The 16,468-nt window shown below is 34.2% G+C and carries 13 protein-coding genes; 12 read left to right on the top strand and 1 reads right to left on the bottom strand.

Annotated elements, in window-relative coordinates; all coding sequences use genetic code 11:
* Positions 1-10 precede the first annotated feature (10 nt).
* The 5 genes from J2W95_RS13090 (at position 11) to J2W95_RS13070 (ending at position 10,076) form a co-directional block, all read left to right on the top strand.
* Positions 11-5,092, top strand: coding sequence for a PAS domain-containing protein (locus tag J2W95_RS13090; protein WP_310007711.1), 5,082 nt, complete (start codon positions 11-13; stop codon positions 5,090-5,092).
* A gap of 107 nt (positions 5,093-5,199) precedes the next feature.
* The gene (locus tag J2W95_RS13085; protein WP_310007709.1) at positions 5,200-5,583 is read left to right on the top strand and encodes a response regulator transcription factor; all 384 of its coding nucleotides are present in this window, start codon (positions 5,200-5,202) and stop codon (positions 5,581-5,583) included.
* Positions 5,584-5,614: 31 nt separating this feature from the next.
* Positions 5,615-6,418: a hypothetical protein gene (locus J2W95_RS13080; protein ID WP_310007708.1), complete on the top strand. Its 804-nt coding sequence runs from the start codon at positions 5,615-5,617 to the stop codon at positions 6,416-6,418.
* Between the two features lie 13 nt (positions 6,419-6,431).
* A complete protein-coding gene (locus J2W95_RS13075; RefSeq protein ID WP_310007705.1) occupies positions 6,432-7,862 on the top strand; it encodes a glycosyltransferase family 2 protein in 1,431 nt (476 codons plus the stop codon).
* A gap of 168 nt (positions 7,863-8,030) precedes the next feature.
* Positions 8,031-10,076 (top strand): CotH kinase family protein, encoded by a 2,046-nt coding sequence (locus J2W95_RS13070; RefSeq protein WP_310007703.1) that lies wholly within the window; start codon positions 8,031-8,033, stop codon positions 10,074-10,076.
* A 263-nt stretch (positions 10,077-10,339) separates the two neighbouring features.
* Here the strand turns inward: J2W95_RS13070 and J2W95_RS13065 are convergent, their stop codons facing one another.
* A complete protein-coding gene (locus J2W95_RS13065; protein WP_310007701.1) occupies positions 10,340-10,750 on the bottom strand; it encodes a hypothetical protein in 411 nt (136 codons plus the stop codon).
* Positions 10,751-11,223: 473 nt separating this feature from the next.
* Between J2W95_RS13065 and J2W95_RS13060 the strand changes: the two genes are divergently transcribed.
* The 7 genes from J2W95_RS13060 (at position 11,224) to J2W95_RS13030 (ending at position 16,207) form a co-directional block, all read left to right on the top strand.
* Entirely contained in the window at positions 11,224-12,480 is a 1,257-nt protein-coding gene (locus J2W95_RS13060; RefSeq protein WP_310007700.1) for a tyrosine-type recombinase/integrase, read from the top strand.
* A 19-nt stretch (positions 12,481-12,499) separates the two neighbouring features.
* Positions 12,500-13,165 (top strand): hypothetical protein, encoded by a 666-nt coding sequence (locus J2W95_RS13055; RefSeq protein ID WP_310007698.1) that lies wholly within the window; start codon positions 12,500-12,502, stop codon positions 13,163-13,165.
* 112 nt (positions 13,166-13,277) lie between these two features.
* Complete coding sequence (locus tag J2W95_RS13050) at positions 13,278-13,550, top strand: helix-turn-helix domain-containing protein (protein ID WP_310007696.1); 273 nt, start codon at positions 13,278-13,280, stop codon at positions 13,548-13,550.
* 125 nt (positions 13,551-13,675) lie between these two features.
* Positions 13,676-14,671: a hypothetical protein gene (locus J2W95_RS13045; protein WP_310007693.1), complete on the top strand. Its 996-nt coding sequence runs from the start codon at positions 13,676-13,678 to the stop codon at positions 14,669-14,671.
* Positions 14,672-14,780: 109 nt separating this feature from the next.
* Positions 14,781-14,918 (top strand): hypothetical protein, encoded by a 138-nt coding sequence (locus tag J2W95_RS13040; protein WP_310007691.1) that lies wholly within the window; start codon positions 14,781-14,783, stop codon positions 14,916-14,918.
* A 10-nt stretch (positions 14,919-14,928) separates the two neighbouring features.
* Positions 14,929-15,585 carry a hypothetical protein gene (locus J2W95_RS13035; RefSeq protein ID WP_310007689.1) on the top strand — a complete coding sequence of 219 codons (657 nt, stop codon included), beginning with the start codon at positions 14,929-14,931 and terminating at the stop codon, positions 15,583-15,585.
* 97 nt (positions 15,586-15,682) lie between these two features.
* A complete protein-coding gene (locus J2W95_RS13030; protein ID WP_310007688.1) occupies positions 15,683-16,207 on the top strand; it encodes an SPFH domain-containing protein in 525 nt (174 codons plus the stop codon).
* Positions 16,208-16,468 lie beyond the last annotated feature (261 nt).

Genomic DNA, 16,468 nt, shown 5'->3' with positions numbered 1-16,468 from the left:
TAAGGGAGATATGAAAAGAGAGACAATAGATATTTTTGACAGCATACGTGAAATTTCTTATCGATTAGATGCTTCCGGTATTATTCAGGATATGAGTCCGAATATTTTTACTCATTTTGGATACACTAGGGAAGAACTTATTGGTACACCCATTCAAAATCTGTATTATAATTTAGAGGACAGAGCTACTGTTTATGAAGCAGTAAAAAAAAATAAAGGGGAAATTCATAATTACGAATTGCAATTCAAAGCCAAAGACGGATCTCCTCTTTATATTCTGGTCAACATGAAAATGATTTTTGATGAAGACAATAATCCCATAGGCGCCCTTGGTTCTGCCAGAAATTACACGGCTAGCCGTATGCTGTCAGATGATAAACTCAATGAGTCTGAGAATCTTCTGAGTATCATGCTCAATAAACAACCCGAATGCGTTAAAATTCTGGATGGAAAAGGGAATCTTATAATGATGAATCCGGCAGGATTAGAAATGATCGAAGCCGACTTCCTGGAGCAGGTACAAGGTGCATGCGTGGTCGATTTGATTTTGCCCGAACATAAAAAAGCTTACGGAGAATTACACAAGAAAGTAATAGGCGGAACTCCGGCAAAACTGCAATTTGAAATTCAGGGGCTCAAAGGAACCAAAAGATGGATGGAAACCTCTAGCGTGCCAATGGTATTAAATGGAAAAAAAGTCCATCTGGCACATACCTCTGACATTACCCAACGTAAAATTGCCGAGCAACGTTTGGAAAAAAGCGAGCTGATTTTGAGAGAAGCACAAAGAATCGCCCACATCGGACACTTTGAGTATTTTGTTGCAGACGAGACCTTCGTAACGTCAAAAATTAATGATGAAATTCTCGGAATAGGCGATAGTTTGGAAAAGAATGTAGCTAATTGGCTCGAGCTTACTCATCCAGATTTTCGGGAGATTGCATATGAGAATTTTCAAGATGCTATAATTAATAAAAAAGTACTTGATAATCAATACAAAATTATCAGGCAGACCGATAAAGCTGAACGATGGATTCATTCCACAGGCGAAGTGTATTCAGACGATTCAGGGAATCCATATAAAGTGGTTGGTGTAACTCGGGATATTACCGAAAGTATAAACAGCAAAGAACAATTAGAAAAAAGTGAGCAGTTCTTACTGGAAGCACAAGAAACCGGAAATATAGGAACCTATGATCTGAATCTGGAAACTGGAATTTGGCAGGCTTCGGAGGGTATGAATAGAATTTTTGGAATTGATTCAGATTATGAAAAAACCTTAGATGCTTGGGTATTAATCATTCATCCGGAATGGAGAGACCTTATGGCTGACTATTTGACCAATGAAGTTATTGGCAAAAAAAAGAAATTTGACAAAAAATACAAAATTTGCCGAATAAGTGATGGCGCCGAAAGATGGGTTCACGGACATGGCAAGCTGTATTATGACAATTCTGGAACACCTTGTAGACTGACGGGTATCATTCAAGACATTACTGAAGGTAAAATTGCTGAAGAACGACTTGAAAACAGCGAGCAGTCTTTGAGAGAAGCACAAAGAATCGGTCGTATAGGAACTTATGAATTTAATTTGGCAGAAGGAGTTTGGAAAATATCAGAAGTTGGCCAAGAAATTTTTGGTATTGGTGGTGATTATGATAATACTATAGATGGCTGGCTTAATTTTTTCGATCCGGAAGAAAAGGATAAAATAATAAAGTCTTTTCAAGACACAAACTTAAATGAAGAAAATATAGATCTTATTTACAGAATTGTCAGGCCCAATGACGGGGCCGAACGATGGATCAATGCAATCGGTAAAATATACAGAGACGAATCCGGGAAACCTATCAAAAGAGCTGGAGTAGTCCATGATATTACCGAGCGGAAAATTTCTGAAGAGCGTTTGGCTAATAGTGAAGAATCTCTGAGGGAGGCACAAAGAATCGGCCGTATTGGAACCTATGAGTTTGATATGTCAAAAAAAATCTTTCAATCTTCAAAAATTACCGATGAAATCTTTGGTATAGACGATAGTTATGATAAATCCATAGCTGGATGGCTTAATTTATTTGATCCTGAAGATAAGGATCAAATAATACAGTCTTTTCATGAGGCGAATGCAAATAATGACACAGTAGACCTCATTTACAAAATTATCAGACCTAACGATGGAACTGTAGTATGGGTTAACGTTATTGGTCAAATATACAGAGACGAATCTGGAAAACCTTACAAAAGAGCTGGGATAATCCATGACATTACTCAAAGTAAAATTTCCGAAGAGCGATTGGCAAAAAGTGAGCAGGAATTAAAAGAAGCGCAAAGAATTGGTCGAATTGGAAGCTATGAAGTCAATTTGACAGATGGAGTCTGGAAGGCATCAGAGGTTGCGAATGAAATCTTTGGAATAGATGAGAATTTCGTCAGAGATATGGAAGGTTGGTATAAATTGATGCATCCAGACTTTAAAGATGAAATGAAACGGACTTTTCAAAAAGTCATTGCCAGCAAAGAGGGTATGCACATCAAATACAAAATTATCAGACACAGTGACGGTGCAGAACGATGGTTGGAGTCAATAGGCAAAGTATTTACAGACAGTTCTGGAAATCCTTATAGAATTGCTGGGGTAAATCGTGATATTACCGAAAGTAAAATTGCCGAAGAGCGTTTGGCAAAAAGTGAACAGATTTTAAGAGAAGCGCAAAGAATTGGCCATATTGGAAGCTATGAGTATTTTGTTGCAGACGAAATGTTCACTTCAACAGGAATTAATGATGAAATCTTCGGAATCCATGAAGATTTCGATAAATCATTAGTTTCCTGGATTGGGCTCATACATTCTGACTCTGTAGAAGAAGTGGCTACCCGTTTTCAAGAATTCTTGAATGATGGAGACAATATGGAATTGTCCTATAAAATTATCAGGCCTAACGATGGAGCGGTACGATGGATACATACAACATTCAAAAAATATACAGACGCTTTAGGTAATCCTTATAGATTGGCTGGAGTAAACAGGGATATTACCGAACAAATAGAATATGAGAAAGAATTGATAACCGCCAAGGAAGAGGCAGAAAGAGCCAATTCAGTGAAAGATGTCTTTTTGGCCAATATGAGTCATGAATTAAGGACTCCTCTAAACTCTTTAATTGGCTATTCTGAGCTTTTGTCTCAAACCGAATTGGATGCTTCACAGCATGAATTTGTGGCTAATATTCAGACTGCCGGAAGTAATTTGTCGTCTATTGTTAATGATATTATGGATTTGTCAAAAATAGAGACTGGAAGTCTTGTTATGGAGTTAAGTCCTTTCGATTTGAAAAGCAGTTTAAAACAAGTGTATAGCCAATTTAAAAAACAGGCTACAGAAAGCAATTTGGAACTTAATCTGTTCCTGGATGCAGAACTACCTGAAAGTATTGTGGGTGATCAAGCAAGGCTGAATCAGATCGTGTCTTACCTTACATCAAATGCTCTTAAGTTTACCAGTAAGGGTGAAGTTATTATTTCGGCAAAATTGCTTGAAGAGACAAACGAAAAATACAGAATTAAATTCACAGTAAAAGACACTGGTATAGGAATCCCGGAGGATAAAATCGATACTATTTTCGAACGTTTCAGGCAGGCTGAAGAAAGCTCGACTCGAAAATTTGGAGGAGCAGGCTTAGGTTTGAACATAGTGAAACAAATAGTCGAATTGATGCATGGAGAAATTCAGGTGACTAGCCAGGTGGATAAAGGATCCTTGTTTCACTTTACATTGGATTTTCAGAAGGAAAATATCACGATAATTGAGACATCTGCTGTTTCTATTCCAGTTGTTTCCAATCCAATTGTTTCTACTCCAATTACTGTAAATTCTGTAATTGAAAACAACTCGGAAAAAATTTCCATTTTGATGTGTGAGGATAATATATTGAATCAGAATCTGATTAAAAATATTATGAGCAAATACGGTTTTGATTTGGATATTGCCAACAACGGTCAGGAAGGAATTGATTTACTTTCGCAGAAAACCTACGATGTCATACTGATGGATCTTCAAATGCCAGTTAAAGACGGACACCAAGCAACTGTTGAAATTCGTGGGGTATTGAAACTGGATACGCCAATTATTGCAGTAACGGCAAATTCCCTTGTAGGCGAAAAACAGAAATGTTTGGAAAAGGGAATGAATGCATACTTGGCCAAGCCTTTCAAACAGGCTGAACTGCTAAAACTAATTGAGGAATACACAGGAAAGAAAGTGAACGCCGTTCCTACGTCGGCAGTGGTTTTGCCGAGCGAGGAGCACAATGTGGCTAAGCCAATTGTTGTTTTACCTGCGGTCTCAGAAAACAAAGCTGAAGAAATTTCTATCTTAATGTGTGAGGACAATATGTTAAACCAGAATCTTGTTAAAAATATAGCCCGTAAATCTGGTTTTAACTTGGATATTGCCTGCAATGGTCAAGAAGGAATTGATTTTCTTCTGAAAAAAAGCTACAATATCATACTAATGGATCTGCAAATGCCTATTAAAGATGGCTTGCAGGCTGTAACTGAAATTAGGGAGGAATTAAAACTGGATATTCCAATTATTGCCATGACGGCCAATTCGGATGCAAGTGAGAAAGAGAAATGTCTTGAAGTGGGAATGGATGCTTATCTGGTAAAACCTTTCAAACAGATTGAGTTTTTAGAACTGATTGAAAAATTCACAAAAAAAACAAAAAAAGAATCTTTGGAAAATACTGCCAGAGAAATTGATATGTCTTATTTAGAAGATTTTTCAGGAGGAAACATTCAATTTAAAAACGAGATGATAGATCTTTTTATAAATAGCATGCCTTCTGATCTCGATACGCTTGAGCAGGCTATTTTGGCCGCCAATTTCCCTGCTGTCAAAGAAATGGCACATCATATGAAATCGTCTTTGTCTATGTTTTGCCTAGAGGAAGAGTTGGAGCAGGCAAGATTTATTGAAAACGAAGCAATATCCACAATGTCCATTAACGAAATAAAGGATGCATTTGCACAATTAAAAAAAGGGATACTGTCAGTTGTTCGTAGTATGCAGAATATGCAGTTGTTAGCTGTATAAAAATAAACAAGTTTCTAAGCTTCTGAGTTTCTAAGTTACTAAGATCTGAGAGACTTAGTGTCTTAGTAACTATTACCAAAATTTTATAAATAAAAAAATACTTAAATATGAAAATCTCTTTATCTGAAGACAACGAATTGTTAAGGAAGTCTTTGTCATTTTTTCTGCAGGCTAATGGATTTGAGGTGGATCAATTTTCTAACGGAAAAGAAGCGCTAGACGCAATCTCTGAAAAGGAATATGATATAATCCTAACTGACATCAATATGCCGGGAGCCAGTGGATTGGAAATCGCAAATCATGTGAGAACCGAACTTTTGCGTGATACTCCCATTATTATTTTTACGAGCATTAACGTGGAGCAAACAGAGTTGGATGCTTTTGAAATTGGTGCCAACGAGTTTATTCCAAAGCCAGTAAGTCCTCAAGTACTGCTTGTTAGGATTAAAAAGTTGTTGGGAGCAAATGCAAGAGCGGTAACATCTGTTTAATAGATTAGATTATTTTAATAACTAAAATTGAATGGGAAAAAATTATATGGAAATAGAATCTACTCTTTTGTATTTAACGATTTCGTTTATTGTTCTATCTATTTTTATTTTTTCTCTAACAATTTACAGTCGTTATAAGAAAATTAGGATTGAGCAATTGAAAGCTAAGTATAATCCGGTTATTGAAGATATACTGATGTCTGTTCTTTTTGTAGATGTGGATTATGAAACAATAAAGAATAATTCGGAAAATAAAATTTTGTTTTTGGACAAAATTTTAAGAGAACAAATGATAGTTTCAATCATGAACCTGCATGAAAACTATGGGGGAGCTTATGCAGGCAAATTGAAGAAGTTTTATTTCGAATCTGATTTGATTCAAGATTCTTATGCAAAATTCAGAAGCAGTAAATGGGAAGTAAAATGCAAGGGAATAAAAGAGTTGTCCGAAATGAATGTTTCTGAGGTATTTGATGAATTGGCGAGTTTAACGGTTAGTGATAATCAAACTGTTGCCATTACAGCCATAAATGCCTGTATAAAATTGGATGGAACAAATGGAATCATCCAACTTTCAAAATACATTCACCATATAGATGTTTGGACACAATTGAATATCATAGATGCTTTGAAACTTGGTGATATAGATAATGTCAACGGAATTGAGCTGCTGTTGACTTCAGAAAATGATACCATTGTCAGTTTGGGACTTAAGATTATCCAATCTTTTCGATTATCAAATTTCCGGCCTCTGGTGCTTGAGTTTGTCGATCAGACTAAAAAAGCAACTCTTAAAAATGAAGCCGATAATGTTGCTGAAATTCTTTTAAATTAAAGTAAACAAAACCATGATATTTAAAATCAGCATATTGGAGTCCCTTGCAGATTCGTATCAGGACATTCTGTTCGTATATGCGGTTTTGATTTTTGCTACCTATATTTATTTAGCCTATTTGTCTTTTGGGCAACTTAAAAAGTACCTTAAAAAAAATAGTTTTGTCAACTATGACGTGCTTTTATCGAGTGAATTTGCTCCACAGCTTTCGCTTATAGCACCCGCCTATAATGAGGCAGTTACCATTGAAGAAAATGTGAAATCGCTGCTGTCTTTGAATTATAATAATTATGAAGTTATTGTCGTCAATGACGGAAGTAAAGACAATTCAATGGAGGTTTTAATCGGTAAATACGATCTAGTTCCGTTCGATTTGGCATACGAAACAAAAATTCCAACAAAAAATGTAAAGGCGATCTACAAATCAAGAAACAATGCTTTCAAAAAACTTCTAGTTGTCGATAAGGAAAACGGAGGTAAGGCCGATGCTTTGAATGTAGGTATGAATGTTTCCTCCTTTCCCTACACAGTCTGTATAGATGTAGATTGCGTATTGGATAAAGATGCATTGTTGAAACTAGCCAAACCTTTTTTGGAATTGACAGATAAAAGAGTAATCGCAACAGGCGGCGTGGTAAGAATAGCTAACCAATGCGTAATTGAAGACGGTCGTTTGAAAGATATTTCCATCCCCGACAAAATGTTACCGCGTATTCAGGTTTTAGAATATCTGAGAGCTTTCCTTTTGGGCAGAATGGCTTGGGAGCGGCTGGACGGTTTGTTGCTTATCAGTGGTGCTTTTGGTGCTTTCGACAAAGAAATAGTACTGTTGGCAGGAGGTTACAATACCAAGACTGTTGGCGAAGATATGGAACTTGTTGTAAGGATGCGTCGATACATGTTTGAGCACAATTTGCCTTACACGGTGAGCTTTATACCAGACCCATTGTGTTGGACAGAAGCTCCAGAAACTTTTGGAGTTTTCAAAAGACAGCGCAGCCGATGGATGAGGGGCACTATTGAGACTTTATGGATACACAGGAAAATGTTTCTAAATCCAAAATACAAGCTTATGGGAATGCTAAGTATGCCTTATTGGTTTTTATTTGAGTTCCTGGCACCGTTTATTGAGTTTTCAGGTATTATGGTGACTATTATTTTTGCCTTTATGGGAATGATAAGCTGGAAGTTTGCCTTATTGATGCTGCTGATTGTTTATTGCTTTGCGGTTATGCTCTCCATTTTTGCATTATACACTGAGGAACGAACGTATCATAAATATTCCAAAATTAATGATTTTTTAAAATTGTTTGTAGGCGTTTTGGTTGAACCTTTCTATTTTCATTTGATCGTGGTTTATGCTGCCTTAGTTGGGTATGTGGAAAAAATTAAAGGATCTCATCGCTGGGGTGAAATGACGAGGACAGGTTTTCAGAAGAAATGAGTTGTGAATTATATATTTAATTAGATAAATGAAAATAAAATTATCATACGCTGACAGTTTAGAATACGAAAGTATAATCTTTCAAAACAATTTAATGAAGTAATAAAAAATCAATTTTTAGCACTATCAAGGCCATACAGTTCTCCTTAAATTTATATAAAAAATCTTATGAAAAAAATCTACTCTGTTAAGTTTTTTGTTGTTTTCAAAATTATTTTAGCCTTTGTGCTGTTTTCACCTTTAAAGGGATTCTCACAGGTAGTGTTTACCGACAGCAACCTGCCAATTATTATTATTAATACTGACATAGATCCTAGCACAACTTTACCATTTAAAATAGTAGATGATCCTAAAGTTTTGGCTACTATGAAAATTATCAAAAGGCCAGATGGAAGCAGAAATTATCTTACCGATGAAAATACGGTTGAATTTTTAAATTATAATGGAAGAATCGGGATTGAATTGCGCGGTTCATCTTCGCAGGAACTACCCAAAAAACCGTATGGTTTAACCACAGTAAAAGCAAACGGTACATCTAATAATAATGTGAGTATTTTAGGAATGCCCACGGAGAATGATTGGATATTAAATTCCTTAGCCTTTGATCCCTCATTGATTAGAGATTACCTTTCGTATGACATGTCTAGAAAGTTAGGCAATTACGCCAGTAGAACGCAGTATTGTGAGGTCGTTTTAAATGGTGATTACATAGGTTTGTATGTTTTTCAGGAGAAAATAAAATCAAATGAGAATCGCGTAAATGTGACGAAGATTGAAAAAACAGATACAAGTCTGCCAAATCTAAGCGGTGGTTACATCACAAAAGCCGATAGGCCTGATCCAGGTACAACTGCCACATGGGTGATGGAGGAGACTAATTTTATCCATGAATTACCGAAACCCGAAAATGCTACTGCTGAACAGACAGCATATATAAAAGGAGAATTTGATAGATTTAATGATAATCTCTATAATTCTGATTTGGAGAGCGGTTATCAAACCGTTATAGATGTCCCTTCCTTTGTTGATTTTATGTTGGTAAATGAATTGGCTTCAAATGCTGATGTTTATCAATACAGTACTTACTTTCACAAAGACAAAGGCGGTAAATTAAGAGCCGGACCGGTTTGGGATTTTAATCTTGCCTATGGGAGTACTTTTACCTCTGGCAGCGATGTAGATAAGTGGCAATTTGACAATGGAAGTAAAACTGGGCCTTGGTTTTGGGCCGGATTATTTGATAACGGCGATTTTATATGTTATTTTTCGAGAAGATGGAATGAAGTGACTGCAACGGGAAAGCCACTGAACTATGATATTCTGAATTCTTTTATAGACAGTACACTGGCTTACATTAGCGAAGCTATTCCCAGAGAGCAGCAAAGATGGGGAACATTGGGAGATCACACTGCAGACGTGAGTAGAATTAAGACTTTTTTAGCAGCGCGAATTAATTGGATAACAGCCCATGCAGGTTCTTATTCAGAGTGTTCTAATATTGACACACCTCCTTTGGTAATTACAAAATTGAATTACAATCCAGCAACTTCTGCGCAGTTTCCAAGCAATGATATAGAATTTATGGCCATACAAAATACTGGTTTAGAATCTGTAAATCTTTCAGGAGTTTATTTAAGTCAATTGGGACTTTGCTATCAATTTCCTTTCAACTCGACCATAGCAGCAAAGGAAACTATTTATCTGACCAGTAATCTGACTGCTTTTAAAGCAAAGTATGGTTTTGCTGCTTTTGGGCAGTACAGTAGAAACTTATCGAATACTTCCCAAAAAATTGTTTTAGCAGATTCTTATGGAACCGTTATAGATGCAGTTGAATATTCTGGTACAGCACCTTGGCCAACCGCAGCTAATGGGACAGGGAGTTATCTTGAGTTAACGGATATTTCATCCGATAATAACATAGGAACGAATTGGATTGCTTCTAGTAATGCTATTTTAGCAAATGAATCATTTAGCCCCAATTTAGCATTGACAATCTATCCAAATCCGGTGTCAAACACATTATTTATTGAGAATTCCATGCCAATGGATCACATAAAAATATTTAACATATTAGGAGTTTTAATTCAGGAAGTACAAGCTAATTCAGATGCTATAAGTGTCAATTTATCATCGTATTCAAATGGGGTTTATTTTATTAGAGTGTATAATGAAGAGGGATCTTTTACTACCAAAAAAATAATTAAACACTAATTATTTTTGTGAGTCAGATAACGGGTTCATCAGACTGTTTTTTTTAGAGAAGTCTGTTTAATCGAACGCTTACAGGAGTGTGCACTTGTTTATATGGATATGCTAACAAAAAGGAGAAAAAAAGTTAAGCTATTTCGTAAATATATCAGGAGTTGACCGTAAGTTTCGTTCGATACAGTATATGAAAAAACCATTTTACAGCAGTTTAAAAGCAAACATTTGTAAAATGGTTTTAATAGTCTAAAGACAGAAGCTGAAAAGTATTACTCTATCACTACTTTTTGAGTCACGAATTCAGTTTCTGATTTTCTGAATTTAAGTTCAAAAGTTCCTTTTGCAGTTGGTTTGATTTTGTAAACAGTTATTTTAGGGGCTGGCACCTGCATTGTGCATATCTCTGATGGGTACTTTACTTCAACCTGCAGTCCTTTTTCTTTACCAATTGTTGTAGGGCTGATATTATCGAATTCTGCACAAGCGTTGTCTGCAACAAAAGTTACATCATAACTGAGTTCAGCGTCTACCTTTCCTGTTGCCGGTCCTTTAATTTCGGTTACCGATGCAGCTCTTGTTGTTGAACTGTTTACTTGTTCATCGTCATCATTGTTGCATGAAACAAATGTAGCTGCTAAAAGTACCACTGCCAAAACTGATTTTAATCTAAAGTTCTTCATTTTAAATAATTATTAATTGTTAGTTTATATGAAGATGTCGCGGCGTTGTAATGGTTGCTTATGTAAAATGTTAAATAATTCAGATAAGAAAATAAGTATTTGAATATCAGTGCTTTACTTGATGAAAATAATTTACGCAATGGCTGCATCTTTATCCGCTGATTCTTCGACAAGGAATGAATTATTGTTAGGTCTTTATTTTACTGGGATTTAGACATAAAAAAAGTCCGAAAATCAACGATTTTCGGACTTTGTGGAATCGCCGGTTCTTGAACTTCTTATATTTTATTTTGTTGTTAATTAATATTTATCTCTACAAAAGCCTTATAAACAAAGGAATGTTTATATTTGTTATCACAAAGTAATTATAACTAATTATAACAAAAACGGCAACGAAAACGGCAACTGGCTATTTTTTTTACCAAAAACGGCAACGAAAACGGCAACGATTTTTGACCTAAAAAAAACTCAAAATGAAGTACACTTTTAAACTCAAAGAACCCAATTCCGATAAAGAAACATTAATCCTGTTTACTTGTAGTTTTAAGGAGGAGAATAAAAAATTCGTTTATTCAACAGGAGAAACTATACTTCCAAAACATTGGGATAAGGAAAGCAAGTTTCCGTTTGTTTCCGGTTCCAAAAAAGCAAAGACAGCAGAAACAATCAAACAGCAATTAAACCGCTATTCTGATTTACTTATTGAAACGGATAGCCTTTATAAAAGGATTGACGAAACTTTAACCTCAACTACTTTAAAAAAAGTATTTGATGAACAATTCAAAAAGACAGTTTCGGGCAAAAATGTTTTTTTTGATGCTTTTGATGAGTTTATGACAGAAAAGAAAAAAGCGCAAGTATGGGCAAAGGCAACAGTTTTGAGGTATGACAATATTAAGAATATACTTGAAAACTTTGAAAAAGCAAAAAAGTATAAACTTACATACAGCCGGATAAACAAAACGTTTCACAATGAATTTACTGCTTATTGTATGGGAGATTTAAAGCACATTAATAATACCTATGCAAGAAACTTAACTTTGTTCAAGTCTTTTATGTATTGGTCCGTTGAAAAGAAATATACCTTCAATACTGCTTTTATTGGCTTTAAGAAAGTGCCAAAAGTTATCACGAATCAGATTGCACTAACTATTGACGATCTCAATAAATTGATGCAACACAAATTTAAAACTGAAAGTTTGGAGCGTGTGAGAGATGTTTTCGTGTTCGCTTGTGTTACCGGTATGCGATTTGGGGAATTGTCTTTGATAAAAAGAAGTAATGTAAATGATAATTATATCGTTTTGAAAGAGGACAAAGACGAAACAAAAGAAGCTAGGGAAATCCCATTGACAAGCTTATCCAGATACATTTTATTGAAGTACGATTATAAATTACCTCTTATTGCGAACCAAAAGCAAAACAAGTATATTAAAGATTGTTTTCAAGAAATGGAGTACACCCATAAGGTGCAAAAAGTTACTACCAAAGGAAAGGAAAACATAAAAGAGGATATATTTTTCTATGACCGAATAAGCACCCACACAGCCCGCAGGACGTTCATTACTATGATGAAAAGACAAGGTAAAAGCGATAAGCTTATTGCTTCTATAACTGGTCACAACGACATGAAAACATTGAATCAATATTACCAAGTCAATGATGATGAGAAAAAAGAGGCAATGGATGAGGTTTTTAATGTTGAAATTCCTTTGAAGAAAATAGTATAATAAAAGATAAAAAGCTGAAATGGATAATATTGTAAAAGCTAACGCAAACGCAGAAATAGATTTTCCTACTCTTGACAGATACAAAGAAATATATTCTTTGCTTCTATCCAATTATTTAGGGGAATATAAAAGCAATACAGAGAAAAGATTTATTGAACTACAAATTGAACATTATAAAACTTATTCAGATGAGTTTCTTAACAACTCTGAATATACTTTTAATAAATACCAATTGGAACGATTTTTTACTGACCGTTTAATTTTGATTGAATATTTGGAACATAAACTAAAAGATTTTCCGCAGTATATAAATAGAGGGCTTAAAACAGAAAACACAAAAAGAAAAATTGATTTAACATTTAATGATTTTATATTCAACGTATCAGATAAAGACATATTTGCAAAGGATTTAAAAAAAGTTTTTAATACTGAAAGTGGGATTGATTTTAAAATTATGATTGAACTTTTGAAGGAAGAAAAGATTTTCTTAATAGGAGATAGAAAATTTAAAGCATTCTACGAAGTTTGTAAAAAGTATTTTGACAGAGAGATCGGATCTAGAACTGGATTAAATGATCTTTATAAACATTCAGAAAGAGAAAAAACACATTATTCTGCAAATATTGAAATTATTAGAGCAAAACTGAAACCGTTGATTGATAAGCATAAAAAAGCAACTTTATAACTACTTATCACTTGTAAACTTGTATTAACTTGCATACAAGTCTATACAATTAAAAATCAATAAATTAAAAACTACCTACATATATCTTTGTCAAAAATAAATAGACAAAGTTATGAGCAGCAATCCATTTGAAACAATCGACCAACGATTAAGCAATATTGAAAATTTATTGCTAGATATCAAACACAGTCCCAAAGAAGAAACTGAAAAAATATTTTCTGTAAAAGAACTAGCAGATTATGCTGGAGTTTCAGAATTATCTATCCGCAATTATATATCGGAAGGTAAAATTCAAGCCGAGAGAATAGGTCGTAAAATCCTAATACGACAATCTCAATTCGAGAAAGGATTGGAAGAAGTAAAATCCCTTAAATACAAACGTTAAACAATCTTTTTTAATCAATCAATTTTGATTAAGAGTAGAAATCTATGCAAATACTTTCCCTTCTCTTAAATCAGTCAAAAGAGCATATTACAAAGTAAAAACAGAATAGAAATAACGGCAAAATAATGATTGATTTCATAAAAGTAATAATTAAGGATTTGCCCCCTTCTGTTTTGGAAGCAAACAAGCTTTTGGATTTTTACGATAAAGTGAATTTGATAACTGGAGAGATAAAAACAGTCAACAAGGCAGGGAATAAAGTCACGCCATGCAAGAAAGCCGAGTATAAAAGCCTTGAATTTAAAATATTTGATAGTGGATTGGTAACTCTTTCAGGGAGCTTGCACAAGTACTGGAATGGCGGAAAACATAATTACAATGATTTTAATTTGGAAGCCATTTTATTCGTTTTGCAGGACTTAAATGCAAAATTCGGAATAGATCCAGCCAATTGTATTTTGAAGTGTTTAGAGATAGGAATTAACATTGAGCCGCCAATTCCAACAAATGAGATTTTAGATAATTGCTTTATGCATAAAACAAAACCTTTTGAATATAAATACAATTCAAATGAAGGGAAATTCAAGCAAGTTCAACACTCTAGGCATATCATTAAATTGTATAATAAGAAATTAAACTATGCAAAAGGATTTGATATTAAAGAAGAAATTTTAAGGTTGGAGATAAAGTATTTAAAAATGGAATCACTCAACAAAAGGGGAATTTTTAGTTTGAAAGAATTAATTGATTATGGCCTGAAAAACTTCAAGATTGATTTAATAAATGAATGGGAAAATGTATTGTTTTTTGAAAATCCTATCCGTTTGTACCCTTTAGTAAAAAAAGCAGATATTAAAGCGGTTCTAAACTATAAAAATCCGTGCTACTGGACAATGTTAATAGCTAATAATCAGGTTAAAAATTTTACTTACCATAAGCGGAAACTAAAAGAAATGGCCTGTAGATATTCAGATATGAATCAATCTAAAATAACTGACATTATGAACAATAAGATCGAAATATTAAATCCTATCCTTTTGTACCCTTTAAATATACAGTCCAAAGGGATAGTATATAACCTCAAAGAAGATGGATTGTGTAGCGTAAATAAAGGCTACTAAAATTTATTCACAACAAAGAAATCCGAATATTTGGATAAAAATAAATCGGACTATTTCCGACTATAACCGTCGTGAGACATTAAATATCAAACCAATGAATTTAAATGAATTGAAACAAAGATTTCCAGAACTCTATAACGAGGCAGTCCAAGAAGGTGTAAGACAAGAACGCCAAAGAGTAGAGGAATCAAGAACCAAAACCCCAACCGAGAAAGAGGCAGAAGCTGCTTTTGACTTTAAACTTTAAATTACAAAAGATGAAAAATCAAAAATTAATTAGTGAAGACCAGGCAGCAGCCGAAAAAGAAATTAGAATTTTAGAATCACACATAGAAGTGTTAAACCAATTGCAAAATGTATATGAAGATTTGGATATTGGTGAGTTGAACGAAAAAACAGCCCTATCTTTATTGTTAGATAGAGGCGAAACAGCAGGTAAGCAATTAGAAAACTGTGTCCTTGCTGATTGTGCTGCTACTAATACAACAAACAAGCATATTATAGCTTCTAGGATAAACGATATACAGCCGGTAATAAATGAGTTCAAAAGAGAGGTAAACTCAATTTTAGACCAAATAGGAAGGTATTTTGATTTTTCAATGTTTAGTTTTGAAGAAGGAAATGGATATTTTATTAGTGAACTTTCAAAGAAAATAATCATAGAAAGGCATAATGTTTATTTAACGAATTCTACTGAGATAGAGCTGTTTTTAGAATTTGAGAAAGCTAAAATAGTATTGGACAACCTAAACACAAAGCTCAATTCTTTCTTAGGAACTACTAAAAATGACTATTCACTGTCCAAGTACTTTGAATTTAAAAATCATATTGGACAGCACTCCAGACGTTTCAATATAGATGAAATATTACATTTATTTCAAGGCAAAAGAAGACAAGACTTTAACAAGAAGTAAATAAAAATTTGAATTTGAATTTGTTGTGTAAATCCCCTAAATTGTTCATTGTTTAGGGTGTTTATTATTTTAGTACAAATATTATAAGAGCAAAATTATGAAATTATCTAGTAAAGAAGCTGCAAAAAAAGCAAATGAAGCAAGTTGGATTGACCACGAAGCAAAGAAAAAATCATTAGCAGACGGAAGAAAGAGAGCCTATTCAAAAAGAAGAGAAGCTGGTTTGTCTTCATTGACTCCAGAACACATGGAAACATTGAAAATAAGAGCATATCAAAAATATAATAATTTACTAGCCTTGTTTCTTATAAAAAATGGCCTAGATACTGAAAGTCTCCTTAAGAAAAGCAAAAACTTAAACACGCCTTATAAATACACGTTCCAAATAAATTTGGAAAAAGCAATTGAAAGATGTGTTAGGGAAGCGGATAGTATATCTATTGGGGGGCTTACTTATGAGATAGCCTTGGACTTAGTCACAAAGAGCCTTGCAATAAAGACCGAGAAGCACCCCAATCAAAAGGCCTCACTAACTGCCAGAGAGAAAAAGAAAGGTACAACCTTGAAAGCTTCCAAGGCAAAGAACGACTCGATAAACAATACTACAAACGAGACCGTTTAAGGCATTATGTTCCATACGGATGTATATAATCGTAAATTATATTTTAATTTAAACAGCACTAAGAAACAAGCACAAACAAGCTTGCTATACAGTCATAAAAGGTACTGTGAAATTGTCCTAACACTGCCTGCAACGGGTTGCACACAGCAACCTAAAAACACTTACACCTTTTTTCCTTAATGCAACAAATTCTCTTAAAAGCTGCAATGTTTTGTTGCAACGTTTAAGAGAATTTGTAGTTTAAAATAATTGTCAAGGCTT

Origin of the sequence: Flavobacterium granuli, from assembly GCF_031456055.1 — a bacterium.
GTDB lineage: Bacteria > Bacteroidota > Bacteroidia > Flavobacteriales > Flavobacteriaceae > Flavobacterium > Flavobacterium granuli_A.
This window is presented reverse-complemented; position numbering and strand designations above follow the sequence as displayed.